Origin of the sequence: Limnohabitans sp., assembly GCF_046052765.1 — a bacterium.
In the GTDB taxonomy this organism is placed as follows: Bacteria; Pseudomonadota; Gammaproteobacteria; order Burkholderiales; family Burkholderiaceae_C; genus Limnohabitans.
In genome coordinates this window covers 24,915-51,220 of sequence record NZ_JAVLFQ010000064.1, presented here as the reverse complement: position 1 = coordinate 51,220, position 26,306 = coordinate 24,915, and the positions used below count along the sequence as shown (strand labels likewise).

27 protein-coding genes and 1 pseudogene are annotated in these 26,306 nt (G+C 46.2%); 14 read left to right on the top strand and 14 right to left on the bottom strand.

The features are described from left to right. The 5 genes and pseudogenes from AC9UG7_RS09070 to AC9UG7_RS09050 form a co-directional block, all read left to right on the top strand. Positions 1–396 (top strand): annotated as a pseudogene (locus AC9UG7_RS09070) (hypothetical protein); the annotation flags it as partial. Positions 397–407: 11 nt separating this feature from the next. Next, on the top strand, positions 408–1,946 hold the full coding sequence (locus AC9UG7_RS09065; protein WP_509586811.1) for a caspase family protein: 1,539 nt from the start codon (positions 408–410) through the stop codon (positions 1,944–1,946). 10 nt (positions 1,947–1,956) lie between these two features. After that, positions 1,957–3,303 (top strand): Tol-Pal system beta propeller repeat protein TolB, encoded by a 1,347-nt coding sequence (gene tolB, locus AC9UG7_RS09060; RefSeq protein WP_509586808.1) that lies wholly within the window; start codon positions 1,957–1,959, stop codon positions 3,301–3,303. After that, complete coding sequence (locus tag AC9UG7_RS09055) at positions 3,300–4,181, top strand: formylglycine-generating enzyme family protein (RefSeq protein WP_509586806.1); 882 nt, start codon at positions 3,300–3,302, stop codon at positions 4,179–4,181. The genes tolB and AC9UG7_RS09055 overlap by 4 nt, the downstream gene beginning before the upstream one ends. A gap of 54 nt (positions 4,182–4,235) precedes the next feature. Continuing rightward, a complete protein-coding gene (locus AC9UG7_RS09050) occupies positions 4,236–4,799 on the top strand; it encodes a hypothetical protein (RefSeq protein ID WP_509586804.1) in 564 nt (187 codons plus the stop codon). A 145-nt stretch (positions 4,800–4,944) separates the two neighbouring features. Here the strand turns inward: AC9UG7_RS09050 and AC9UG7_RS09045 are convergent, their stop codons facing one another. The 8 genes from AC9UG7_RS09045 to AC9UG7_RS09010 form a co-directional block, all read right to left on the bottom strand. Then, the gene (locus AC9UG7_RS09045) at positions 4,945–5,073 is read right to left on the bottom strand and encodes a hypothetical protein (protein WP_509586801.1); all 129 of its coding nucleotides are present in this window, start codon (positions 5,071–5,073) and stop codon (positions 4,945–4,947) included. 142 nt (positions 5,074–5,215) lie between these two features. After that, complete coding sequence (locus AC9UG7_RS09040) at positions 5,216–5,518, bottom strand: HGGxSTG domain-containing protein (protein ID WP_509586799.1); 303 nt, start codon at positions 5,516–5,518, stop codon at positions 5,216–5,218. Between the two features lie 39 nt (positions 5,519–5,557). Further along, positions 5,558–7,285 (bottom strand): hypothetical protein, encoded by a 1,728-nt coding sequence (locus AC9UG7_RS09035; protein WP_509586797.1) that lies wholly within the window; start codon positions 7,283–7,285, stop codon positions 5,558–5,560. Further along, positions 7,282–7,740 carry a hypothetical protein gene (locus tag AC9UG7_RS09030; RefSeq protein ID WP_509586795.1) on the bottom strand — a complete coding sequence of 153 codons (459 nt, stop codon included), beginning with the start codon at positions 7,738–7,740 and terminating at the stop codon, positions 7,282–7,284. Before AC9UG7_RS09030 ends, AC9UG7_RS09035 begins: the two co-directional genes overlap by 4 nt. A gap of 84 nt (positions 7,741–7,824) precedes the next feature. Next, positions 7,825–8,064 carry a hypothetical protein gene (locus AC9UG7_RS09025; protein ID WP_509586793.1) on the bottom strand — a complete coding sequence of 80 codons (240 nt, stop codon included), beginning with the start codon at positions 8,062–8,064 and terminating at the stop codon, positions 7,825–7,827. Between the two features lie 154 nt (positions 8,065–8,218). Further along, entirely contained in the window at positions 8,219–8,911 is a 693-nt protein-coding gene (locus AC9UG7_RS09020) for a hypothetical protein (RefSeq protein WP_509586791.1), read from the bottom strand. Positions 8,912–8,913: 2 nt separating this feature from the next. Next, complete coding sequence (locus tag AC9UG7_RS09015) at positions 8,914–10,260, bottom strand: tyrosine-type recombinase/integrase (RefSeq protein ID WP_509586789.1); 1,347 nt, start codon at positions 10,258–10,260, stop codon at positions 8,914–8,916. A gap of 455 nt (positions 10,261–10,715) precedes the next feature. Further along, positions 10,716–11,705 carry a helix-turn-helix transcriptional regulator gene (locus AC9UG7_RS09010; protein WP_509586787.1) on the bottom strand — a complete coding sequence of 330 codons (990 nt, stop codon included), beginning with the start codon at positions 11,703–11,705 and terminating at the stop codon, positions 10,716–10,718. A 285-nt stretch (positions 11,706–11,990) separates the two neighbouring features. Here AC9UG7_RS09010 and AC9UG7_RS09005 point away from each other — a divergent pair, with 285 nt between their 5' ends. The 9 genes from AC9UG7_RS09005 to AC9UG7_RS08965 all read left to right on the top strand — a co-directional run bounded on the left by AC9UG7_RS09005 (position 11,991) and on the right by AC9UG7_RS08965 (position 19,900). Continuing rightward, entirely contained in the window at positions 11,991–12,260 is a 270-nt protein-coding gene (locus tag AC9UG7_RS09005) for a hypothetical protein (RefSeq protein ID WP_509586784.1), read from the top strand. A gap of 1 nt (position 12,261) precedes the next feature. Next, positions 12,262–12,564, top strand: a complete 303-nt coding sequence (locus AC9UG7_RS09000; protein ID WP_509586782.1) for a hypothetical protein — start codon at positions 12,262–12,264, stop codon at positions 12,562–12,564. A 694-nt stretch (positions 12,565–13,258) separates the two neighbouring features. Continuing rightward, positions 13,259–14,038, top strand: coding sequence for an ABC transporter ATP-binding protein (locus AC9UG7_RS08995; protein ID WP_509586780.1), 780 nt, complete (start codon positions 13,259–13,261; stop codon positions 14,036–14,038). Further along, positions 14,028–14,750: an ABC transporter ATP-binding protein gene (locus AC9UG7_RS08990; protein WP_509586777.1), complete on the top strand. Its 723-nt coding sequence runs from the start codon at positions 14,028–14,030 to the stop codon at positions 14,748–14,750. Before AC9UG7_RS08995 ends, AC9UG7_RS08990 begins: the two co-directional genes overlap by 11 nt. A gap of 20 nt (positions 14,751–14,770) precedes the next feature. Next, positions 14,771–15,985 carry an ABC transporter substrate-binding protein gene (locus AC9UG7_RS08985; protein ID WP_509586775.1) on the top strand — a complete coding sequence of 405 codons (1,215 nt, stop codon included), beginning with the start codon at positions 14,771–14,773 and terminating at the stop codon, positions 15,983–15,985. A gap of 5 nt (positions 15,986–15,990) precedes the next feature. After that, a complete protein-coding gene (locus AC9UG7_RS08980; protein WP_509586773.1) occupies positions 15,991–16,875 on the top strand; it encodes a branched-chain amino acid ABC transporter permease in 885 nt (294 codons plus the stop codon). A 4-nt stretch (positions 16,876–16,879) separates the two neighbouring features. Then, entirely contained in the window at positions 16,880–17,830 is a 951-nt protein-coding gene (locus AC9UG7_RS08975) for a branched-chain amino acid ABC transporter permease (protein ID WP_509586771.1), read from the top strand. 45 nt (positions 17,831–17,875) lie between these two features. Next, the gene (locus AC9UG7_RS08970) at positions 17,876–18,937 is read left to right on the top strand and encodes a cyclase family protein (protein ID WP_509586768.1); all 1,062 of its coding nucleotides are present in this window, start codon (positions 17,876–17,878) and stop codon (positions 18,935–18,937) included. Between the two features lie 159 nt (positions 18,938–19,096). Next, positions 19,097–19,900 carry a globin family protein gene (locus tag AC9UG7_RS08965; protein WP_509586765.1) on the top strand — a complete coding sequence of 268 codons (804 nt, stop codon included), beginning with the start codon at positions 19,097–19,099 and terminating at the stop codon, positions 19,898–19,900. On the opposite strand, the gene AC9UG7_RS08960 is transcribed toward AC9UG7_RS08965, so the two are convergent. The 6 genes from AC9UG7_RS08960 to AC9UG7_RS08935 all read right to left on the bottom strand — a co-directional run bounded on the left by AC9UG7_RS08960 (position 19,893) and on the right by AC9UG7_RS08935 (position 26,300). Further along, complete coding sequence (locus AC9UG7_RS08960; RefSeq protein ID WP_509586762.1) at positions 19,893–21,071, bottom strand: MFS transporter; 1,179 nt, start codon at positions 21,069–21,071, stop codon at positions 19,893–19,895. The genes AC9UG7_RS08965 and AC9UG7_RS08960 overlap by 8 nt on opposite strands. Before the next feature lie 297 nt (positions 21,072–21,368). After that, the gene (locus AC9UG7_RS08955) at positions 21,369–21,782 is read right to left on the bottom strand and encodes a nuclear transport factor 2 family protein (RefSeq protein ID WP_509586759.1); all 414 of its coding nucleotides are present in this window, start codon (positions 21,780–21,782) and stop codon (positions 21,369–21,371) included. After that, entirely contained in the window at positions 21,779–22,954 is a 1,176-nt protein-coding gene (locus AC9UG7_RS08950; protein ID WP_509586756.1) for a CaiB/BaiF CoA transferase family protein, read from the bottom strand. Before AC9UG7_RS08950 ends, AC9UG7_RS08955 begins: the two co-directional genes overlap by 4 nt. Then, positions 22,954–24,123, bottom strand: coding sequence for an acyl-CoA dehydrogenase family protein (locus AC9UG7_RS08945; RefSeq protein WP_509586753.1), 1,170 nt, complete (start codon positions 24,121–24,123; stop codon positions 22,954–22,956). Before AC9UG7_RS08945 ends, AC9UG7_RS08950 begins: the two co-directional genes overlap by 1 nt. A 9-nt stretch (positions 24,124–24,132) precedes the next feature. After that, complete coding sequence (locus AC9UG7_RS08940; protein ID WP_509586750.1) at positions 24,133–25,002, bottom strand: HTD2 family dehydratase; 870 nt, start codon at positions 25,000–25,002, stop codon at positions 24,133–24,135. Next, positions 24,999–26,300: an ABC transporter substrate-binding protein gene (locus AC9UG7_RS08935; protein ID WP_509586747.1), complete on the bottom strand. Its 1,302-nt coding sequence runs from the start codon at positions 26,298–26,300 to the stop codon at positions 24,999–25,001. The genes AC9UG7_RS08940 and AC9UG7_RS08935 overlap by 4 nt, the downstream gene beginning before the upstream one ends. Positions 26,301–26,306: the final 6 nt, after the last annotated feature.

Below are 26,306 nucleotides of genomic sequence, written 5' to 3'. Positions count from 1 at the left end.
TCAGCATTACAGAAAGTGCAAGCAAAGTCTGTGACGATGTTCATCGATGCTTGCTACAGCGGTCAAACAAGGGGCGGTGAAGTACTTATTGCAGGTCTGAAGCCGATTGCTTTGAAAGCAGATGAAAAAGCGTACCCACCAGAGTTCACGGTTATCACAGCCTCTGCGGCAGACCAGTTTTCATCAGCGAGTCAAGACTTAAAGCACGGCATATTCAGCTTTTATCTGATGAAGGGGATGGAAGGTGATGCAGACTTAAATAAAGACGGCAAAATCACTTCAGGAGAACTACAGCAATACCTATCTGAAATGGTTGGTAGGCAAGCTATGGGACTTAATCGCACGCAGAACACGCAGCTATTTGGTGATGCTGCAAGAGTGCTGGTCGGCAGGTAAAGGACGAAATTGTGAAAATATTTAGCAGATTAGCAATAATGGCGTTGACGGTTTTTTTAGCTGGCAGTTCTATTGCACAAAGTCAACTGCCTTCTTGCGTGGGTAAAGATGCCAGACGCTGGACAAATTGCCAAGGGATTCATAACTTTGCCAACGGTGACCGTTACGAGGGTGAGTTTCAGGACGGCAAGTTCAATGGATGGGGTACTTACTACCATCTGGCAAATAACCAATTCCGTGGCGATAAATATGTTGGTAAATTCCAAAGCGGTTCGCGTCAAGGTCCCGGTCGATATACCTCAGCTAATGGTGGAGAAACTCTAGAAGGTGTCTGGAACGTAGGTGCGTTTGTTCGTGCTGAGAAGGTCAACCTTCAGGCTCCAACTGACTTTGCTTTGCTGGATGAACGTAAACGCATTGAGGAGGAAAAGATGCGGCTGGCTGAAGAGCGCCGCCAGATGGAAGAAGAGCGCAAAAGGCGTGAAATAGCCAAAGCCAATACAAAGATGGATTTGCGCATCACCACATCTGAGCCTGATCCAAGCGGGCTTGTCCTGCTATCAATCCAGACTGGGGTGGATACCAGTTCATTGAGGATCAATGGCGAAGAGCTGGGTGGCAATGAAAAAGGGGCATATCAGATCAAGCGCCTGCCTAAGGTGGGGCAGGACACAACCTACAGTGTAGTAGCCGTTGACGGTTACGGTAATGCAGTAAATAAAAGCATTGTGGTCAAGGGTCAGAGTGTAGCGACCTCCAAATTTGTTACTACCTTGAACCCTGAAACTCTAAAAAAATCAGCCACAAGGGATGCGGTTGCCATCATTATTGGCATTCAGGATTACAAACGCCTTCCTAAAGCGGATTTCGCCAACGATGATGCTCGCTCATTTTATGACTATGCTGTAAGGGCTTTGGGTATCAAGCCTGAGAATATTAAGATGTTGATTGATGGAGAAGCCGAGCAGGTCGAGATACTTAGTGCATTCAAGAGTTGGTTGCCCGCTTATGTCAAAAAGGATAAAACTGATTTATATGTGTTTTATAGTGGACACGGGCTATCATCCACGGACAGCAAATCACTTTTTTTCCTGCCGCAAAACGGTCACAAAGACTTTTTGTCTGAGACTGGTATAGACCAGAGCAGTCTTGTGTCTGCTATTTCAGCTGCAAAGCCCAAGTCAGTTACCCTTTTTATTGACAGCTGCTACAGTGGTAGCACACGCACAGGTGAGACTTTGCTAGCCAGTGCCAGACCTTTTGCTCTTAAAGCCAGTGAAATTATGTTTCCAAGCAACTTTACGGTAATCACAGCTTCATCGTTAGATCAGATCTCATCATCCAGCCCAGAACTAAAACACGGGATATTTAGCTTTTACTTGATGAAGGGCATGGAAGGCGGGGCTGACTTAAATAATGACGGAAAGATAACGACAGGTGAACTGCAAAGCTATCTGGCTGATGCCGTCCCGCGCCAAGCCATGAGCATGAATCGTAAACAGGAGCCGCAGTTGGTTGGAGACGCTGATAGAGTGCTTGTTACGCGTTAAATAAATGTCTGTGAAAAACAAATTCGGTTTCATTTTATTTAGTGCTGTACTGATTTATTTTCTTTTTAATGGATTGACAGTATTAGCTCAAGTTTCATTTGTTGATGAGTTGGCACCAATTGAAGGTATTGATATTGAAAAAGAAAAGAAGAAATTAAAAATACAAACGTTAAACATAAGCGATAAACAAATATTGATTGGCATTGCTGACTTAAGCGGTGGTAATTCGTCACCGCAAAATATCTCGCAAATCATTGCGGCTGACCTTGACAGAAGCGGGAAATTCAAAACCTCTAACCTCGGAATTGCAATAGCTGAAAACATCCGGCCAGACTTTGTAGTCATCAATTCAAAAAATATTAATGTCTTGCTGACAGGAAGTGTGACCCCTCTTTCAAACGGAAATTTTGATACCCGTTATCGCTTGTGGGACACCGTCAAAAACCAAGACTTAGGCGGTAAAGTCTTCGTTAGTACCCCAGCAGATTTGCGTTTCGTCGCGCACAGAATTGCAGACCAAGTCTACGAAAAATTAACAGGCGATAAAGGTATTTTCTCCACACGTATCACTTATGTCACTAAGTATTCAAATCGACATATGTTATTGGTAGCAGATGCAGATGGTGAAAATGCACAGACTGCGCTCACCAGTCCCGAACCCATCATTACACCGAGTTGGTCTCCTAACGGTAACGAATTGGCTTACGTGTCCCTAGAATCGGGAAAACCCGTGGTCTATATTCACAACATAAGCACTGGCAAACGCCGGGTGCTGGCCAATTTCAAGGGTTCTAACAGCGCGCCCACTTGGTCACCTGACAGCAAAAATTTGGCCTTCACGCTCAGCATAGATGGCGGCTCACAAATTTTTCTGATTGACGCTGCCGGTGGTGAGCCTAAGCGCATCACCCAATCGTCTGGCATTGATACAGAACCCGTTTTCACTCCCGATGGCAGTGCGATTTATTTCGTCAGTGATCGTGGCGGGTCACCTCAAATCTACCGCATTCCCTCGTCCGGCGGTATTGTGCAGCGGGTGACATTCAGTGGCGGCTACAACATTTCTCCTGCTCTGAGCGCAGATGGAAAATGGCTTGCCTACATATCCCGAACAGGTGCTGCCTATAAGCTTCAGTTGATGGAGTTGTCTACTGACAAAGTTACCACACTGACTGATACAACGCATGATGCAAAACCCAGTTTCGCCCCGAATGGCAAGCTTATTCTTTATGCAACTCAGATACAGGGAAAAGAAGTTCTTATGACTACCACACTCGATGGTAATAGCAGAGTAATTCTGTCTGTACGAACATCAACTATTGGAGAACCACATTGGGGGCCTTTTTTGAAACCATGAACATAATTTATATATTTTTAATTGATTTGTCGGTGGTTTTCTTTTTGAATTCAGCTCATGCACAGGTATCCAACATAGAAGGCCTTACGCCAATAGAGGGTGTGATGATTCCAAAATCACAGTCAATGCATCAACAAATATTGAAGCCCCTTGCAGTATTCAAAGATTGCGATGAGTGTCCTGAGATGGTTGTGATTCCTACTGGTAGTTTTTTGATGGGTTCACCACCTGATCCAGAGCAAGATCCCTTTAGTAATGCAAAGCCCGTCAAAGCTGGAGAAGAAACCGAAAGACCTCAGCACCGTGTCAATATTCAACCATTCTCAATCGGTAAATATGAAGTTACGCAGGGGCAATGGTTTGCTGTGATGGGTAACAACCCAAGTTCAAATAAAGGACGCACACTTCCTGTTGAAAATGTATCTTGGGATGATGCTCAGGTGTTTGTGCAAAGGCTCAGTCAAAGAACAGGTAATAAATACAGACTACCTTCTGAGGCTGAGTGGGAATATGCCGCACGGGGAGGAAGTACCACTACATATCCTTGGGGTAATAGTGACGCTGAGTTACATGTTTATGCTTGGTTCAAGGGAATTGCTAATGCAACAAATCCTGTGGGATTAAAAAACCCAAATCAATTTGGTCTGTATGACATGCTAGGTAATGTGTGGGAGTGGACTCAGGATTGCTGGAATGGCAACTACAAGGGTGCGCCTACAGACGGCAGTGCATGGACGCAAGAAGATTGCTCCCGGCGGGTTTTGCGCGGCGGTTCTATGTACAACGATCCGCAGTTTTTGCGTACCGCTAACCGCAGCTGGTACACCACAGCCTTCCGAATCAGCAACTACGGTTTCCGTGTTGCCATGACCCCTTGAATCTTGAATCTTGGCTTCTTTACATCTTTGCTTGCGTGAGCATGATTTTATTTCATGAAACTACTTAAAAGAGTCTTTGCGGTTACCTTGTTTAGCTTGTCGCAGGTGGCATACGCACAGGTGTCTAATGGTGAAGGCTTTACCCCGATGCAAGGGGTTGTGATACCCAAAGAAATTCAAATCACTCCCAATTCAAAAAAAGCTTTATTTATAACTGCAAATCTTGAAGTCGAATCAAAAAACTTCATTCAACAATTATTGAAAAACTGGTCGTCAGATAACGTTTCCGCATTGGGTTTTCTAAAAGATTCCTTAGCTGATGAAGTAGATTTTTTTGGAAAAATGACTCCAAAGAAATCAATAATTGAAGAAAAGTCAGTTGCTATCAAACGCTGGCCTATACGTTCTTATGTTGAGCGACCTGCATCACTTTCTGTAATTTGTGATAAATCAAAAAGAATTTGCAAAGTATCTGGCTTACTTGATTGGAATGCAAAGAATCCAGATAAAAATCGAACTTCATCTGGCGTAGCTCAATTTGAATACCAATTAGATTTTACAAACGGATCACCCCAAATCATATTGGAATCAAGTCGGGTAATTGAAAGAAAAAATTGATTTGATCCTTAAAGTTACCGTGAATTCAATAATTTTGTAAATCTAGAATTAATTGATTTTTAAACCTGATCATTTGCTAAATTACCAGTAAATGCAAGACCTCAACTCGCAGTTAATTCTTAACTTTAAGTTAAGAGCAGTTAATTTACAGGAAGTTTTGCAGTTGTTCAAACCCCATGACGCGCACATCCGTGCGCGATGCGTCCCGAAAGTCTGCACCTGCCTGTTCAATTGACTGCACCCACATAGCCCAGACTTTTTTCGTAATCAGCATATCGATCGGCTGTGAGCATTATTTGCCGATAAGGGCTTCCAGCAGAACCAGTATACCAACACGCCTTGTGCGGTATTTGGCCCCATTTTGTTGATTAGGCAATAAAGCCCATGACGCATGCGCACGATACATGTGTGGAAATTCATGGGGTCAGCATCCGTTTCAGCCACTGAGACCGATTAAAACGCTGCTTAGCGAGGTTTGATAGGTGTTCCCTGCCTCCAGCATTCAACCAAGCTTGAAAGCCCTTCTTGGCCCTTTCTTTCTGCCCTGATGCCATGCGTTTAGCAGTTGCTTCCCCAATAGCTTTTCTACCCTCAGAAGTCCGTGGGCCTGTACTCATACCGCCATGGTTTTTGCACCTTCCGTTAGCCAGTGCTTGGGCTTGGCACGGATGCCCCGTGCTTCTAGCGTGTGCGTGGCATTTTTTGTGTAAACGTTTCATTTGAAAGAGCCTATGTTTTTCAATTTTTTGAAGATTAAATTAGAAAATTTCATTTTCTATTGCGTCAAAGTAATCCGCTGAATCCGCTGAATCCGATGCTGGGGGTGTTTCATTTATAGACATGGCTGTATCAAACGAATAGACTTTCCATTTTTCAGCGTTTCCTGTGCTCTTGACCTTTTGGAGCTTCATGCCGTTGACAACCCGTCCCTCGTAACGTGAGAGCGCTTTTCCAAGCTTTTGGCGGTTAATGTCTTGGCCTGAGCCTGCAATCTCATGTAACACCTCCATGAGTTCAGATTCATTTTTCCCATTGAATTCCACCCGTTTGACCACCTCTCGAACCATCATTGGAATAGCACCAAAGACGCTTCGCCAAGCCGCAAGTAGCCTTCCCGCTAACTCGCGGTCAGGGTCTTCAAGTTGCTGATCAAAAATACGGGTGGCAGGGTCTGGTTTGCCAAGCCAAATGAGCGGCTTTCTTACTAACTGTGTCCAAGTATCAAAACTTGCAATCGGTTTTGTTTTGATACCGCTAACCTCTGGGTTAGTAATACCCCCCCTTACGATCGTGAGCGCCGCACAGAGGTACTTAGCTCTTGCGGCCCTGACCTTTTGAACTGGATCACTTTTGAATTCACGTGCCGCAGGCATTTCCATGTTGGGGTCTAGAAATATGGTGAGAGTTCTTCGCGTCATATCCCTGACTGGGCCTACATTGTTGCCAGAGCTGAGGAGCAAGCTACGCGTTCCAACTCGGGCAACTTTTGTTTGTCCCAAAATTCTTCCCTCAATGAACTCTTCGGTGATGGCTGAGCAAAGCGTTTTAAAAGGCTTTAGGTCGCTGGTCAGGTTGTCAAAAACAATAGATGATGGTGCCTCCAAGAATGTTGCGAGTAAATGCTTTTGGCACTCCTCTTCGGAACTTGGAAATGCAAGTGCTGAGGGTTTTGTGTCGGACGCAAATGCACAAAACAATGCACACAAGTACGACTTACCACTTGCAATCTGGGGGGCGCTCACGTGGGTAAGTGGCGCGGCTGGGAGACTAACCCTGATACTGGCGGTCAGGATTGTTGCAAGCGCTGCCGACCTGTCGTGTGGATGTTGAAATGGAAATTCATCGAGTAAATCATTAAGTTCGGCAAGCGCAGTAGTGCATTGCTCTCGCGTGGGTTCCTCTGGCACGATGTATTCCGACTCATTAAACACGCCAAATATCCCTGTAGCAAGGTCGTAACCAGAATTTATCATCAACGAGCCATCCTCACGAAGGTAGGGCTGCCTGACGATGGATCGTAGGATGTTTAGGTGCTTGAAGACCGCTGAGTCAAACAGAACATTTACATGCCTAGCAGGGGGGTCAATGTCATATTCCCCCCCACCCTTGGCAAGACGCTTCCAATTAATATTAACTGCAAGGTCTTTAACCAGTGCATTTTTGGTCAATACACGAATGCGTTTCCCTCCAAACTCTGGGTCAGTGTCAACAGTCACGACCATCCCTGCGCGTTGGTAGTAGTTCCCTTTTTCAAAGAGAACCTTTTCAGCTTGTTCTACAACGTCGTGAAGGTTTCCACCGAACACCAAGATTGATGTCTTTTCATCATCCAAGCCATAGTGATTTGTTACAACCTCAAAATCATTTAGCGTTAAGACTCCATCGGTTTGATCGGATTCATCGCATCCGTTAGGCATAAGTTTTTTCGCCTGTGCTATTTTGGCATCGATGATCGCGGTAGCTGATGTGCTTTGAAATTTGCTCATGGGTTGTCCCCCCAGCCAAGTTTGCGCGGTTTTACTTTCGTCTCATATAAGATATATGCAATACGTCCTGAGGATTTATTGAGGCGTTCGAGATCGGATTCATTCAGGTTGAGGCCATTGGCAAGATTATTTGCACACACTGCAACGAAATTCGCCTCTATGTCTAGTATTTCCAATGCCTGCGACGGTGCAATAAGCCTAGGTGTTTTCCTTGGCTCCTTGCCTGATCTATTCCTTGGTGGGAAGGCTTCACTTACCTCAAGTCCCATACATGCAAATATTCTTTCAAATGAGCATCCTGCAAAGCATTTAGCAAGAACAGCCCCCTCATCAGTTTCACAAACGCTTAGCGAAGGTTTTTTATCTTCATGTGCTGGGCACCTCGCCGACCACTGCCCATCTTGACGTTGTCTTGGATGTTCAAGTCTGGAAAGCACTTTGTCTATGGGTTGCATGCCAGTCTCCTTTGTGCAGTGGAGTGGCCTTCTAACTCAAAGAAGCATTTTGGATCGGGCAGTTGGTTTCGGTCGTAGCTCATATCAACCTCCAACTAAGCGACGGATTTCATTAACTGACCAATGAAGCCTGCCGTTAATTCGCTTTGGCCTTATGGGGCCATTTTCTCTACAGGCCCAAATTCTCAGTGTTTGAGGCTTGCGATTCAGGTAGAACGCACCTTGCACGGTATCAACTGTTGGGCTGTTTATAGATGAGAGCAGGGGGAAGAAGGGGTTTGAGGTGACTTGCTCAATTTCTGCTTTGGCGTTTTCGGTTTTCATGATTTTTCTCCAAGTTGGCGACCATCGCCAGTTCGGACTGTGAAAACCATCAAAATTTTTTTAAAGCCGGTGGTTTTAAAAAGTGTTTATTTACAAGCGTTTAGATTATTTAGCGTTGACAAACGGAGGATTTAAGTGGGGTATTTAACAATGTTTACTCGTCTTGTAGATGAGTTGTTTTGTATTCAACCCATTGATCTTTCCATCTTGATAGCTCTTTTGAATTCTCAAAAGCCTTTGAAATTTTAGCTACTGAGTAACCTCTATGCGTTAACGAGGTCGCGATTATCAAAGGGTTCCATGTCGCCTCATACATCACTCCTTTCTTTTGTCGTCCGGGAAGACCTTTTGTCATTTGAGCGGTTAACAGCCACTTACTTGGATCGCTTAAATATTTTTTCCATTTCTGATAATCTGCGTGTATACCGTCAAATGCGTGCGCAATTTCAGTTCCTGAAACACCCCGTATGTGAATAACTTCTTGAGGCTTGTTCGACTCAATTGAGAGGGGTATATTTTCCTTTTTGTTTGGATCGATAGCACAAGCAAGAGCCTCAGGAACAGGCCAATTATTTCTGATGAGCAATTCAACCCATTCTGCTTGCGATGCTGGGGTTTTACCCTGTCTTTCAAATAACTTGAACCTTTCCCAATAGTTGTAAGCATACGCAGATAGATCGGCATCATCGTCTTTAAAGAAGCGTCGATTCCTTGGTGAGTACCCTGCAAAAATAAGTGCGGCTTCTTCTATTGACCATGGTTCTGTGAAACTTAGCCATAGTTGAGCTTCCTCCAAGGTCAGTTCTATGATTTTGTCCTCAAAGTTAGTGATATTTTTTTCAATCATATTTAAACCACCAAATGAAGTTTATTGTTAGTCTCAATAGATTTATGTGCGATCACACCAGCTTGTTCAAGAACCCAAGACTCAATCCGTTCATGATGAATTCGTAACAAATCCAGTGGTCGAACGGTATAGTGCTTTTCTGCGGTTGCGCTTGGTTTGTGACCCATAATTTGTGCAACTACACCAGTTGGAATTTCCAACCACTCGCTCAGACTTCTGAATGAGCGCCGGAGTCCATTCAGCGTCAAATTTTCAATGGAAGCCGACTTGCATGCGGCTGAGTGCATAGGGTCGAGGCGAGACATATGCTCATGAGGACGATCCAGTCTTGGACTTGAGAACACCCATTGATTTCTTCGCGGAAGTTGATCCAATAAGCTCCGCACATACGGAGTTAAAGGAATAACTCGCACACCTTCAACCTTGTCCCGGATGGTGATGCCATTCCATTGCCAATTGATATCTTCCCATTTCATGACGAGAATTTCACCCGGCCTTGCCCCTGTGAGAAGCACTGTCTTCAAGTAGGCGGTAACGGTGGGATTGGTGAGTTTCTCCACTGCATCAAACCAAGCAAGTAGCTGCTCTTTCATCAGTGCGTCATTTTTGACTTTCACTTTGCCAAGAGCTTCTTTGGTTTTTTGAGTTTTTGCAGCGTTTTTTATCGGTGAAATAGCCGCGTAAGATGGTTGCTCTGCACACCAGTTAAGAAATGCCTTCAAACAGCGCCACCCCAGTTGCGCAACAGTTGGCCTAATCTTGCCTTCCTTTTCGGCCCATGCTTCTACGACTGCGGGTGACACATTTTTTAATTTCATGTCCATGAAATGATTCAGCGCACCTGCTGTTGATGTCAAAGTAGGGTGATTAGTTCTTGGAATTCCCCCGTCTTTGCATAAGCTGATGTGATCTTTGTAGTGCCTTTCGCCCCAGTAGGGTTTACGAGCGGCAATATACAAGCCCCAAACCTCCCTGACAGTTATGGAGTCCACTTTTTCTTGTTGCCGTTTAGCTGCTTGTTCGGCAATTTGTTGTCGACTCTGTTCGCGTGGGTCAATGCCAGTGTCCAGAGTGACGCGCAGTCTGTTGGCTTCTGCTCGTGCTAGATCAATACTCCATGCGGCCACACTTCCGATTGTTCTGCGTATGGTCTGGCGGTTCAGTTTTGATTCAAAGACGAATGATTTGGCTCCACTGGCCGTAACTCTGACTCGCAAAGACGGTGATTTGCTGTCGCGCAAAAAAGCCTGAAATGCGCCAGCAGGGCAGTTCAGTCGCTCAATAAGACCAGAGGTCAATTCATGCGGTACGGTTAGGTCTATCGGGCTGTTACGACTTTTTCTTGGCATCCGATTGCTCCTGCTTCAAATTCATGATCCATGTAGCCACCATGTAGCCACCTTTCTTCAATTTTGATGAATCCCAATCAACAGGAGTACTGTGCATTTGATCAGTAATTTGCACGTAAGATGTTGATTTATATTGATTATAGTTGCATTGATCAACAAAAGCAAATGCTAATTAGAGCGGATTGCAAATCCGTGTAGGTCGGTTCGACTCCGGCTCGCGCCTCCATCTCAATCAACAACTTAGCCCATGAGGGGCATTTGTTATGACTGATTCTGATTGCTAGTCCTTTGGGTTGAAGGACAGTAAAACGACAAGCAACCCTACTTGATTCCCACCGACACATAACTGATGCTGCGCTGACTTTTCCCCTTCGGGGTAACCAGATGGCCGGCGATACCCCCTTATCCCCATCAACTTACTAGCAGTTCAACCCTGCCGTATGCTTACCCTCAATTTAATTATTCTCTTTTCTTAATGACCCGGGAGTGACGCCAAACTTATTTTTGAAAGCGGTGATGAAATGGTTCACATGCGAATAGCCAATTTTGTGAGCAATGGTCTTCATCGGAATATCAGTCTTTAATAATCCATAATGGGCTTGTTCTAACCTCTGGTTGGATAAAAAGTTATAAATGGATTGACCGTATTTCTCAAAGAATGCTTGATTCATTTTTGCAGGGCTTACACCGTACTTTTTTGCAATATCGTTTAATGTCGGTATAACGCCAGAAATTTGTAGAAGTTCAGTGTGTAATCCGATTAAATCAAATTTAGCATTCGAAATCTTATTTTTAAAATTTATGGCAGAAGATATATAAATATTCAAATCAACTAGATATTGAAGAATGAGAGAATTTGCAAATAGTTGTCGAATACCACCAGATAGATGTGATGGAGTGCAATTTGCAATCTGCATTGAAATGGAATCGGGTACTTTGATTTGACAGTAATCAGTAATTTGTAACAGACCTAAATTTTTAAATAGCTCTTCAACTTCTTCTGACCCCAAAAGTTTAATCAATTGATTCTCTGGAATAAATAAAATAGAACAATGGATATCTTCATCAGTAAGCAATATTTGACTAACATCTAATATTTCCGTTCGACCAAAAAGATCAAAGCCAGACACCCTGCTGATTCGATCATTATTTTTGTGATTGATGGTGATCATGCTGCCCTTGTGCATCATATGAATGACAAGGGTAGCTGTTGACGGTTCTACTGTAAATCTTCCTAATGGTATTTCTGCAGGGCGATCTTCATTAATGAAATGATGAAAATCCTTAACTAAAGAGATGCCGTCATGAAACTCGATGTGTTCTGCGAAGCCCTCCGCTAATTCAGCTGGGTAGGGATAGGGTATTTTTACAATCGAACCTCTCCATTCTGAGGGTTCAATATCAGTATCAAACAACCAATCAATTTTGTGAATTACAGACGGCATATTTTTTTATTAAATTTCTCAAAGGATAACGTTTCCTGATTAAACAGACAATTGAAACTTTACCTAAATTGACTTGGAGATATTTCGTAGATTTACAAAAATATTTCGTAGAAATATTCCAATAGAAAATTAATCCGTAGCAAATAGTTTATTTTTTGTAGTTATCAGGAGATGACTTGACATGTCTAATTTATAAAATATTTTATGGTCATTTAAATCGAAAAAATTTATTTGTTAATTCTAAATTATTTTTACAAATAAATTCAAACTTGGAACTATGAGTCAATGACAAAAAAAATATTGGTAATTTATGAGGTAAAAAATGTTGATTGGTGGATTTTGAATAATAAATTGAAACAAATTGGTGGATCATTGGGAATCAAGTTTCAAATTTTCAGAAAAGCTAATACAAATTTGGTTGGCTACATTGCAGAAATACCCAATGTGGATCTGTTGGACGGGATATTGCTCAACACCACTCTTTTATCTGACTCATTCAAAGCCCATGGAGTAATTGTTGAAACCATAGAAATGCTCGAAGAAGTGGAAATTTGATATGCTGAAGGTAGATAAATTAAATCGACTGGGAGATGTTGAAAATTTAAAGTTGTTAGATGAGTTATGCCTGTGGATAGATAAAAACTTGGATTCATCTATAAGCATCAATGATTTAGTGGAGCAAACCAAACTGTCAAATAAGGATCTTCAATACTTATTTGAAAAATACAAGCAAACTACGCCGATGACATACATACGAAAACAAAGAGAAATTGCAAGAATAAATTTGGAAAATAAAAATAAATATTTAATTACCAAAGAAAGAATAACGCCCATCTTTTGGGGAAAAGAAATTGAATAATTCAAAGCGCAAAACTATTGCGTGTAATGACAGTACTTGCACGCTCATCCACTATTTGCCATAGCTAATCGGTACATACCACCTGTGAGCCAAGGAAAACTCATACCGCATTCCTTCAATCCTTGATTGCCAAGTATCCTGAGTGATATGACTACCTACAAAGCAAAGTTACACTTTGTATTTGAAAGATCAAATATAAAACGACAGTTTTTTATAAGTAATGCAATTTTAATAATATTCGCGAACATAAGCGCAGGGCTTATTGATGGCATTACGCTTGAAATAAGATTCAGCCCTGTGTCCCACAGACCTGTTTTTAAATACCCAGCTATTTACTTTATACTTTGACTGACTTTGTTCAATCGCATTGCATGCTGTCAATCTTCCTTGTGCTGATTGGGAAAATAAACTGCAAAAGCAGGTGAGCAAAGCAAACCACTGTGAGTTAAAACTGAAAGCGTGTATTGACAAACAATACGGCAACCCTAGGCGTGAATTGAATTACTGCCGGCACATAGATAAAACTTCTCTGGCCTTAGATGCCAAAGCCAGCAACATTTCGCTAACTTAAGACATCGCTGACTGTAAAAAAACATGCGTCAAAGATTGATTTCGAGGGTTAACCATAGGTATTCAAGCCCATAGCAGGCGCGAAGATACTTTGTTGCAGACAAGTAGTGAATAGGCGCTGAAGATGGTCGACGATGTCATCCTGGAAACACATAAGCTGGTCAAGGAGTTCAAAGGATTCGTTGCTGTCAATAGCGTGGATTTACACATACGCCGAGGTCAGATTCACGCTTTGATCGGTCCTAACGGTGCGGGTAAAACAACCTTCTTCAATCTGCTGACCAAATTTCTCATACCCAACAGTGGTCGTATTTTGTTCAACGGCCATGACATTACCGCTGAAAAGCCAGCCCAAGTTGCCAGACGCGGCATTGTTCGTTCATTCCAAATTTCAGCAACCTTTCCCCACTTGACGGTTTTGGAAAATGTGCGCATTGCATTACAGCGCTCTCAAGGCTCTTCATTGGATTTCTGGCGATCTCAAAACAGTCTCAATCGGCTGAATGACAAGGCCATGCAATTGCTGGCAGAGGTAGATTTGGCTGATTTCGCCGCTGTGCAAGCGGTCGAATTGGCTTACGGTAGAAAACGTGCGCTGGAAATTGCCACCACCTTGGCTACTGAGCCTGAACTGATGTTGCTGGATGAGCCCACACAAGGCATGGGCCACGAGGACGTGGATAAAGTCACACAACTGATCAAAAAAGTCAGCGCCAATCGAACGGTACTCATGGTGGAGCACAACATGGGGGTGGTCTCTCAAATCGCCGATACCATCAGCGTACTGCAGCGCGGACAAATCATTGCCGAAGGGCCGTATGCCAAGGTTTCAACCGATCCCTTGGTGCTAGAAGCGTACATGGGCAGTACACACAACACCTTGGAATCCGCGCATGTCCAATGAATCCAATGATTCAATTCCTTTTTTGCAATTGCAGGGAGTGAATGCTTTTTACGGCGAGTCGCACATCTTGCATGGCGTTGACATGGTGGTGAATCAAGGTGAACTGGTGACCTTGCTCGGGCGAAACGGTGCGGGCCGCACCACCACCATCAAATCCATACTGGGTCTTGTCGGGCATAGAAGCGGGTCTATCAAAGTGCTGGGTCAAGAGACCCAGGGGTGGTCTACGCATCAAATTGCTCGGCTGGGTGTGGGTTACTGTCCAGAAGAGCGCGGTATTTTTGCGAGCTTGAGTTGTGAAGAAAACTTGTTGTTGCCGCCAGTGATTGCGCCAGGCGCGATGACGCTGGAAGAGATTTACAGCTTGTTTCCCCACTTGTATGAACGTCGTCACAGCCCAGGTACCCGCTTATCTGGCGGTGAGCAACAAATGTTGGCCATTGCCCGCATATTGCGCACAGGTGCCAAGTTATTGCTGCTGGACGAAATTTCTGAAGGACTGGCGCCGGTGATCGTGCAATCTTTGACCCGCATGATCCAAACCTTGCGCGAACGTCAATTCACCATTGTGATGATCGAACAGAATTTTCGATTCGCCAGTGGTTTGTCAGATCGTTTTTATGTGATGGAGCATGGCAGGGTGGTTAAAGGTTTTGCTGCAACTGAACTTGATTCACACATGGCTATGCTTAACCAATATTTGGGTGTTTGATTTTTTGTAAGGACAGAGATATGAAATTTTCATTAAAAACTTTATTGGCCTTGATGTTGACCGCTGCTGGGTGGCAGGCACATGCACAAATTTCAGATGGCATAGTCAAAATTGGCGTACTGAACGATATGTCCGGTTTGTATGCAGACATCTCAGGCCCTGGCTCTGTGGTGGCAGCGAAAATGGCAGTAGAAGACTATTTGAGATCCAGCAAAAGTACGCTCAAGGTTGAAATTGTCAGCGCCGATCACCAAAACAAACCTGATATTGGCTCTAACATCGCAAGACAGTGGTATGACACTGACAAGGTAGACATGATTATTGATGTGCCCACTTCTTCTGTGGCGTTAGCCATCAGTCAAGTCAGTCGCGAAAAAGGGAAAATTCATATCAATACGGGCGCTGCCACTGCAGACTTGACGGGTAAGTCTTGTTCGCCCAACACCATTCACTGGTTGTATGACACGTGGATGTTGGCCAACGGCACGGGCAAGGCGGTGGTTCAGCACGGTGGCACCACTTGGTTTTTTCTGACAGCTGATTACGCCTTCGGTCAAGCGCTTGAGCGTGACACGGAAGCGGTGATCTTGAAAAACGGTGGCAAGGTTTTAGGCAAAGTTCGTCACCCATTGGCAACACAAGACTTTTCATCATTTCTTTTGCAAGCGCAGGCATCGAAAGCCAAAGTGATAGGACTGGCGAACGCTGGCGGGGACACCACCAACTCCATCAAACAGGCTTACGAATTTGGAATTGTCAAAGGTGGTCAAACACTGGCTGGCTTGTTGGTGTTTTTGACCGATATCCATTCTTTAGGTCTTGAAAAAGCCCAGGGTTTGTATTTGACTGAAACTTTTTACTGGGACTTGAATGACCAGACCCGTGCTTGGTCCAAGCGATTTGCAGCATTGAACAATGGCAAGTACCCCTCCATGGACCAAGCCGGTGTTTACGCAGGCATCATTCATTATTTAAAAGCGATTGATGCGGCCAAGACTGACGACGGCACCAAAATCGCACAAAAGATGAAAGACCTGCCGACGGACGACATACTGTTTGGCAAAGGTTCGGTACGCAAGGATGGCCGCAAACTTCATCCCGCTTATTTGTTTGAAGTCAAAAAGCCTTCGGAATCCAAAGGCCCTTATGACTATTACAAATTGTTGGCCACTATTCCTGCTGATCAAGCATTTCGTCCGTTGAATGAAGGCGATTGTCCGCTGGTGAAGAACTGATACTGATGGAAATTTTCGGCATCCCATCCCAAGCTTTGTTTGGTCAACTGTTGATCGGATTGATCAACGGATCCTTTTACGCATTGCTGTCGCTGGGATTGGCCGTGATTTTCGGATTGCTCAATATCATCAACTTTTCTCACGGTGCGCAATACATGATGGGGGCGTTTGTGGCCTACCTGTCTTTGCAATGGTTGGGCTTGAACTACTGGGTGGCGTTGATTCTGTCGCCCCTGTTGGTCGGTGCGACGGGAGCCATGATCGAAAGAACCATGTTGGTCAGGCTCTACAAACTTGACCATTTGTATGGTTTGCTATTGACCTTCGGACTGGCTTTGATGATTCAAGGCTTGTTTAGAAATGCCTATGGTGCATCCGGCATGCCTTATGCTGTTCCAGAGGTGTTCATGGGTGCGGTTGATTTAGGTTTTATGTTTTTACCCAAATACCGGGCCTGGGTCATCGTGGCTTCCATGTTGATTTGCTTTAGCACTTGGTATGTGATTGAGCGGACCAAGCTGGGATCGTATTTGCGTGCTGCTACCGAAAACCCTTCCTTGGTTCAGGCGTTTGGCATTAACGTTCCTCGCATGATCACTCTCACTTATGCATTTGGCGTTGGTTTGGCTGCGATTGCTGGCGTCATGGCTGCCCCCATTTACCAGGTCAGCCCGATGATGGGTGCGGACATCATCATTGTGGTGTTTGCGGTGGTGGTCATTGGTGGTATGGGCTCTATCATGGGTGCGATTCTTTCTGGGTTTGGATTGGGTTTGATGGAAGGATTAACCAAGGTTGTGTATCCGGAAGCTTCGAATACGGTGATATTTGTCATCATGGCAATTGTGTTGTTGATCAAGCCTGCAGGGTTGTTTGGAACGGAAAAATAAAGCCATGAACAACCCTAATTTCGGTACGCAAGATGTGAAGCACCAATGGGTGGCGTTTGCTTTGATGTTTGCCTTTTTTGCCGTGGCGCCTTATTTTGTTTATCCGATTTTTTTAATGAAGGTCATGTGCTTTGCTTTGTTTGCATGTGCATTCAATTTATTGTTAGGGTTCGGTGGTCTGCTGTCATTTGGTCATGCCATGTTTTTTGGCACTGCAGGATATGCGGCCGCCCACGCATCCAAGGCCTGGGGATGGAACCCTGAGTTCAGTGTGTTGTTTGCTACTTTATGTGCAACCGCATTGGCATGGTTGGTGGGTTTACTGGCGATTAGACGACAAGGGATTTACTTTGCCATGATCACTCTGGCTTTATCGCAGATGGTGTTTTTTGTTTTTCTGCAAACCCCTTTCACTGGCGGTGAAGATGGTATCCAAGGCGTACCTCGTGGCTTGCTGCTGGGCCTTTTTGATTTAAGTAACAACACTGCCATGTATATATTTGTCATGGTTGTATTTTTTGCGGGCTTTGCGCTGGTTTGGCGAATTGTGCATTCACCCTTTGGGCAGGTGCTTAAAGCGATTCGAGAAAACGAGCAACGGGCTTTATCGCTAGGGTTTGACACTGACAATTTCAAATTGATTGCATTTGTTTTGTCGGGTTTGGTGGCTGGTATGGCGGGTGGTACCAAGGCACTGGTATTTCAATTGGCTTCATTGACCGATGTGCACTGGACCATGTCAGGCGAAGTGGTGCTGATGACATTGGTAGGCGGGCTGGGAACTTTGTTTGGTCCAGTGGTGGGTGCTGCGGTGATTGTCACCATGCAAAACTACCTGGCCCAGCTGGGTTCTTGGGTCACCGTGGTTCAAGGTTTGGTGTTTGTGCTTTGCGTCATGCTGTTTCGTAAAGGCGTGGTGGGTGAAATTGCTGGCTTTTTGCGAAAACCTTTATAAACAGATTGACATGCTGATTGCGTTGCCAGATGAAGAGGTGGTTACATGAGTCAATCAACACGATGGAAACAGCGTCCGCCCGGTTCTACTTGGGGAGACTTCGGCCCTGACGATCAAGCGGGGCGTATGAATTTATTGACGCCGAAAAAAGTGTTGCAAGGCATGGCTGAAGTCAAGCACGGCTTGACCTTTAACTTGAGTTTGCCGCTGGACTTTCCTGGTGGCAGTGTGCTCAACCCTAGGCGCAATGCGCCGGTATTACGCCCCACGGTTCGCAATGGCAAACCGAATATGAATTACCAATTGTGGTGCGACGATGCTTTGTGCACCGATGTCATGAGTGACGATTTGGTCATCATGCATTTGCAGTACAGCACGCAATGGGACAGTTTGGCGCATGCAGGTTCAATGTTTGACGCCGATGGCGATGGAGTGCCTGAGCCTCTTTACTACAACGGCTACCGTGCAGGCATTGATGTGGTCGGTCCTGACAAACCCGAGGGCGCAGGTATTTTTGATTTCATCAATATACCTAAACAATCCACCTCCTATGCCAAGGCTTTGGGTATTGAAGTCATGGCTGAGCGTTGCGTGCAAGGTCGCGCGGTGATGGTAGATTTGCACGCGCATCTGGGCCACACAGGGGAAGCGGTGGGTTATGACACTTGGATGCGCGTGCTTGAAAAAGACAAGCTTGAAATTGAATCCGGGGACATGGTGTGTATACACACGGGCTTTGGCGAAGTATTGCTCGGCATGAACCGTCAACCAGATGCTGGTGTGTTGTCACGCTCTGGTTGTGCCTTAGATGGACGTGATGAAAAACTGAAACAATGGATTACCGACAGTGGACTGATAGCGCTTATCGCGGACAACTATGCAGTAGAAACACATCCCGCTTTGCCTGGTGACGGCGCATGTGCGACCTTGCCATTGCATGAACATTGTTTGTTCAAGCTAGGGGTTCACTTGGGTGAGTTGTGGCATCTCACGCCATTAGCAAATTGGTTGAGGCAGCATCAACGACACCATTTTTTATTGACCGCACCTCCTTTGCGACTACCGGGGGCTGTAGGTTCTCCTGCAGCACCTATTGCGACTGTATAAAAAGTAATGCATAGATATTATCTTTGAATGATATAAATCCATTTATCCTGTCAAAGTGATTGTGTAAGCATGGGCATAGGTACATAATTAAATTTGTTATTTTGAGAATCAAAAATATTTGTATTTCACTGGATTACTGGCGAGGGTCATTTCAAAATCATGGCGACATTGACAGAAGCAGAACTCAAAGAAAAATTTGAACACGGCATACAACTGTTTTATGACGATGTATTAGAAAAGAAGGATCTTCGACATTTCTTTTTTGGCATCAACATGCAAAAGTTGATCGACGATTACTATCTTTACAAAGATTTCGTCATGGGCAAGCCTGATCGCTATTACAAAGAGATGGTCATGCAAACCTGTCCTTCTGAAATTCAGGTGAAGGCACCACAGTTTGATGAAATTTTGATTTCATTGAGGAACAACTTGAAAATTGCAGGGTATTCGAAATTAGAGATACCCAAATTCTCAGTGCATATTTTGGAAGTCATGGAAGAAACCAGGGCGCAAAAATCCGATGCTGAAGTGAAAGTCTGGAAACCGTTTGAGGTGACCAACGAGTTGATCAGCGATCTCTACAATAAAAACCGCACTGACGCACGGGTTGAAAAAAACGGCGATGTTTACGGTACCCGCGGTTTTTTGTATCCATTTTGGACACGTGTCTCTCAAGCCAATCAGGAGATTATTTTGATTGGCCAGGCATTTGCTGCCAGTGCTTTCACGCCAGTGGCTGAAATACAAACCCTGTGTGATCAGATCAATGAAAAAATCACCCACCAAGCATTCTCTGTGCGTGAGGGGCCAAATGGCGCTGTACTTTTTGCACGTCATTCATTTTCATATGCCAAGGGTGTGCCGGTTCGCATGTTGGTGAGAGCCGCAAAGCAATTTTCATCAAGCTTTGAAGCGGGTATGAACATGGATGTCAACAAATTGCTGGCCAGAAAATCTAGTTAATACCGCTGGCGACGCTGGGACTTTGCTTAGCGACGAAAAGTCCAACCCACGCAATGCCAACAGCCACTGCTGCAAACGCGGGACTGAGCATTCCAAGGTCAAGGCACTTGGACAAGATGACGACACCAAGCGACTGCCCGAGAAACAAAACGCTGGCAAACAAGGTCACTGCGGTACTGCGATTGTGAGGCGCCATTTGGGTCGCCTGGGTCTGTAAGACGTTATGCAGCATATACAGTCCTAGCCCAGTCACTAAGCACGCAAGCAAGGCTCCTGCGGTATGAGCGCTCCACAAAAGTATCACTAAACCAGAAGCGATCAACCCGCCTCCGGCTCGGGCTAAACCTGCTTCGCCGTATTGTTTGAGCCAATGCTTGGCAAATTGGCTGTACATCAAACCGCCCACACCATATAACAACATGGCGGCGCCAGCAGACGATGCGCTCAATCCAAAGTCTTTGATCAACATGCTGGGAACGAACACCATGGCACCAAACGCCAATGCACCTTCGAGCAGTGTCAATAAAAGTATTTTTTGAACGATGGTTTGTTGCAACAGTTGTAAAGTCTCTTGCAAGTACATGGCTGCAGTGTTGGTTGGTTTATCGCTTTGAGGTTGGTAGCCTTGGTACATTGCGCTGCGAAAAAGCAGGAAAGCTGAAGAGGCAAACAAAACCGCAAGTGCAGCAAAGGCCCAGCGCCATCCCAGATACTGCGCCGCAAAACCGCCAAACCATTGACCAGCCATTAAGCCAGTTACGGTAGCACTCATCAGCCTGGCCAGTGTCTGTTGTCTTTCTTCATACCCAACCTTGTCGCCAATCCACGCCATGCTCAAAGGAATAATGCAAGCAGCGATAGCGCCCATGGCGGTTCGCACCCATGTCAGTGCTTCAAGCCCTGAAGACAAAAGAGTCAGTACGCTCAGTACTGCGCTGATACCAGCGGCCCAAGTGACCAATCGGATATTGCCCAGGCGTTGTCCTAAGGGACCGTATACCAATTGCATGACGCCGTAGGCAATGGCAAATACGGCAATCACATGCGATGCTTGACCCTGCGATACATCGAATTCAGTTGCCCATTGCACCAGCATGGGATCGCACACGCGCATGGATGCCATGCTGGCAAAAGCTACCAAGCCCAATAAACGTATATCCCGACCAGTCATCTGAACCACTTGTTTGTCATTGAATGTCTATTGTCGTCTTGAATGGATATAGCTTTCAAAGCTATTGCTGTATGCATTTGTATGTATGTGCGCATAACCATGCGCCTCGCATTCCCTGAGTGTGAACGCTGTGACATCAGTCGCTTTCCTTTCGCTGTCTTACAGATTAACTGCTCCATCAGCGTGAGTGGGAACGGTTTTTTTCAAATCGCATTGGTGTTGTGTTGGCCTAAACATTCAGGTGCCACTGAAAGGTGACTTTCCATAGTGTCAATATACGAGGCCAACTGATATTTTTTAATTGGCAAGTATCTGCCAAGGTTCACACAAGCCAGCACGTAACAGCATGCGTTCTGCGCTGTCGTTCCACACATCCATTTGGACGATCAATCCACCGCGAATAACATAGCGGTCCACATAGCGGTTGCCTTCAAATGGTGTGCCATCCAACCATGCACCATACAGTGTGCCTATGTTGTACACAATGGTTTCGTCTGGCTTGCTGCCAACCACCACATCGGTTTGTTCAAACTTTTTCTTTACCCATTGATAGCGACTGGCATTGAAAGCGCTGCACTCGCTAGGGTCCGTCATTTCGCGAGCGCCAGTGAAACGAATACGCAGCTCGGGAGATACAAACGCACGCGCTGCAACTGGGTCAGGGATCATGATGACCCGCAAAAACTCTTCGATTATTTCTTTGGCATTCATGGCGTGTGATTTTGGTTTATCTGTATACCGAGCTCATCCAGTATGCGTTGCGTGTGTTCACCGACAGTTGGTATGGCGCCCATGGTGTAGTTGAACGCGTCGCTTTGGCCGGGCGGCAACAGTGCAGGTAAAGCGCCATGTGGTGTGTCAATCTCTACCCAGCGTTTGCGAGCTTTCAATTGCGGATGTGCCCATACATCAGCCATATTGTTCATACGTGCATTGGCAATTTGCGCTTTGTCCAATCTTTCAATCACTTGCGCTGCAGTTAACGATGCAAATACCTGAAGAATGAGGGGCTCCAGCAATTGCTTGTTTTCGTGGCGAAGTTTGTTGCTGCTAAAGCGGGTATCGCTAGCCAAGGCGTCGTCAAGCATCACCAGCTTGCAAAACTGCACCCACTCTCTTTCATTTTGCAAACCCAGCATGACGCTGTTGCCGTCACCCGCTAAAAAGGGCCCGTAGGGATAGATGGTGGCATGTGATGCGCCGTTGCGCGTAGGTGCTGGCGCGTTGTCGGTGGCGTAATACATGGGAAACCCCATCCACTCTGTCAAGGCTTCCAGCATGGATACATCGATGTGCGCGCCTTCGCCAGTTTTGTCTCTGTGTATGAGAGCCGCCAAAATACTGGTGTAAGCATACATGCCTGCGGCAATGTCAGCGATCGAATTCCCACTTTTGCTAGGTTGTTCAGGAGTGCCAGTGATGGACAAATAGCCCGCCTCACTTTGTATCAATAAGTCGTAGGCTTTTTTGTCACGGTAGGGGCCGTCCAAGCCGTAGCCCGAGATGTCGCACACGATCAGGCGCGGATGCAGGGTGCGCAAGCTGGCTGCATCCAGTCCCATGCGTGCAGTCGCGCCTGGCGCCAAATTTTGTACCAGTACATCGGCTTTATGCAACAGTTGCTTGAGAACGGCCAAGTGCTCAGGATTTTTCAAATCCAGCGCCAGACTTTCTTTGGAGCGATTGACCCAGACAAAATGCGAAGAAGCACCACGCGCACGTTGGTCATAGCCGCGTGCAAAATCGCCGTCACCTGGGCGTTCAACTTTGATGACGCGCGCGCCCAAATCGGCCAACTGCCGAGTGCAAAAAGGTGCAGCTATGGCGTGTTCTAAAGACACCACGGTGATGTGGTCCAGCGGTTGAGAAGTGGTTTTTGACATCAGTAGGACTTGGGCAAACCCAGAACGTGTTCGGCTATGTAAGCGTAGATGAGGTTGGTGGAAACCGGCGCGACTTGGTAGAGCCGGGTCTCGCGGAATTTTCGCTCAATACCGTATTCGCTGGCAAAACCAAAACCGCCATGGGTTTGCAAACACATATTGGCAGCTTCCCAAGAGGCTTTAGCAGCTAAGTACTTGGCCATATTGGCTTGTGCGCCGCAGGCTTGGTGCGCGTCAAAAAGTTTGCAGGCTTGATAGCGCATCAGGTTGGCCGCTTCGGTTTCCATGTAGCTGTCAGCTAGCGGAAACTGTATGCCTTGGTTTTGGCCTATGGGTCTGCCAAATACCTCGCGAGTGTTGGCGTAATCGCGCGCCTTGGTGATGAACCAGTATGCGTCTCCTATGCATTCAGCGGCGATGAGGGCGCGTTCAGCATTCAAACCGTCGAGGATGTACGAGAAACCTTCGCCTTCGGCACCGATCAAATTTTCTTCTGGAATTTCTAATTCATCAAAAAAAACTTCATTGGTTTCGTGGTTAGGCATGTTGCGAATCGGCTTGAGCACCATGCCTTTATCCAATGCTTTTTTCACGTCAACAATGAACACCGACAGACCTTGGCTTTTGCGTGTGATCTTTTCTAGCGGTGTGGTGCGCGCCAGCAAAATCATGAAGTCCGAATGTTGCACGCGTGAAATCCATACCTTTTGACCGTTCACCACATAACGGTCGCCACGCTTGACGGCAGTGGTTTTCAGGCGCGTGGTGTCGCTGCCCGTGCTGGGCTCGGTCACCGCCATGGATTGCAAGCGCCATTCACCACTGGCTATGCGCGGCAGGTAAGTTTGCTTTTGCGCGTCAGAACCGTGGCGCAAGACCGTACCCATGTTGTACATCTGGCCGTGACAGGCACCAGCGTTACCGCCTGAGAGATTGATCTCTTCCATGATGACCGAGGCTTGTGTCAGGTTCAACCCAGAGCCGCCATAGGCTTGCGGTATCAACGCCGCCAACCAACCCGCTTGGGTGAGCGCGTTGACAAAGGCTTCGGGGTAGCCGCGTTGTTCGTCCACGCTTTGCCAATAGGAGTTGTCAAACCCAGCGCACAACTGACGTACTGCATCGCGAATTTCTTGGTGTTCATCCGTGGCTGGCAATGCTTGATACATAGCTTGTCCTTAAGAAGTCCATCGGGCAGTTGCTTGCATGCAAACATCGCCTTGGTGGTCTTGCACCCAGACATGTACCTGCTCGTTGTCGGGATGTGCGCAGATGCTGATCGCATGTTGATCGGCGCGTACAAAGACCGGCTTGACGGCTTTGAACTCAAACGATTGCAGCGCACGAGGACTGTGTTGACGCAGTAACTCCACCATCCAAGTGGCCAGCAAGGGGCCGTGAACCACCAACCCAGGATAGCCTTCAACTTCAGTGACATACCGTCGGTCGTAATGAATACGGTGGCTATTGAATGTCAATGCCGAATACCTGAACAGCAATACATCGTCGGGGATGATGTCGCGTTGCCAGACTGCGGTAAACGCAGGTTTGACACCAAGGGCGGGCTTGGCACTGGCATCTGCGGCAGGCCTGAAAACTATGTCGTGCGTTTCTTCCAAACACAAACCCATGGCGTTACTAAAGCGGTGCATCACCTGTACAAATAAAAGTTCGCCGCTTTTACCGTGTTTATGTTGAACTTTCTCAATGCTGGAGACGCGTTGCACTTCTTCACCTAAATGCATGGCCTGGTGCCATTGCAACCGCCCACCTGCCCACATGCGGCGCGGTAAAGGCACCGGTGGTAAAAAACCGCCGCGCTTGGGGTGCCCGTCATCGCCAATATCACTTTGTTTGGCGACAGGTAAAAAATACAACCAATGCCACAAGGGGGGTAGCACGTCGCCATTTTTTGGTTCGGCGTCCTCGCGGTCTAGCATGGCACACAGTCCACGCACGGGCGTCAGGTTGAGCTGATCAGTCCTAGATTCAGACAAGCCTTGCCAGTGTTGCAAATGCGTCAGCGAGTTTGCATCTATCAGGTTCACTTGAAGTCAATCAGTTTGAGGCTGCTGTCGTTGAGTATGGAAGGGTTGATGGTCTTGACCCACGCGGGTGACTTTTGATCCAAGGGCGTTGTGACCAAGTCCGCAGGAACGATCATCATTTTGTCAAGCACCGCAAATGGAAATTGAGGAACTCGCTTGGTCACGCCAAGCAGTTGATCTTCCAAGCCTTGTCCATCATCTCGCATGCGAACCGTCCGTCCATAGCCTTTGAATTTCATTTTGCGCATGGCTTGTGCCACTTGTTCGGTGGTGGGCCATTTACCACCATTGGCTTTGATGGCAGCTTCGTAACCGGTTTTCAATCCGAATAAAGCTTGCGCCATATGGTAGGTGGAATAAATGGGATAAGCACCGGTCTTGGCTTTGAACTTGGAGACAAACGCCATGTGTTGGGGTTCATTGCGGGTTTCGGGATGCAGAAAATAATGGTCTCCTCGGGCACCGGCAATGATGCCAGGGGCCACCGCTTCCCCCAGACGCTCAAGCGAGCTTTCCAGCAACGGCAGCACAAACAAAGTGTTTTGATTGAACATGCCTCGCTGCGATGCTTGACGTACAAACGTATCAAGATCACCGCCCCAAGATGTATTGAGCACCACATCGGGCTTCATCGCCTGCAAACGGCTGATTTCAGTGGAGAAGTCAGATGCACCCATTTTCGGGAACATCTCAGCCACCACTTTGACATTCGGTTTGAATACGCGCAAGGTGTTGATAAAAATCTCCCATGAATCGCGACCCCATGCGTAGTCTTGGTTAACTACGGCGATGGTTTCGAAATTGGGTTTGGTTTTCATCAGGTACAACACAGTCGCGACCATTTCAGTGGTGGCATTGGCTTGTGTTCTCAGCACGTATTGGTAGCGTTTTTCTTCCAACAATTTTTCTGTGCCACAGTCCCACGCAATATTGAGTACTTTCAAATCTTCGGCCACGGGTGCGATCACATTACAGTTGCCGCTGGAGATGGCAGACAGCATGGTCTTGACGCCTTGTTCTTGTACCAAGCGGCGGTACTCAGACAACATCTTGTCTGGACCTGTGCCTTCATCGATAAAGCTGGCAGACAATTTGACGCCACCGATGCCGCCAGTGGCGTTGATGTCATCAATAATGATCTCTGCTGCTGCTTTGGCAGGCACACCGAAAACCGAAGCCGGACCAGATAAAAAAGTAGAAATGCCGATTTTCAATTCAGTCGGTTTGGTTTGAGCATGTGCACCTAGCGTAAGTGCTCCGAGTAACAGCAGGGAAGAAAAACATTTGAAGGTATGCATGAAAGT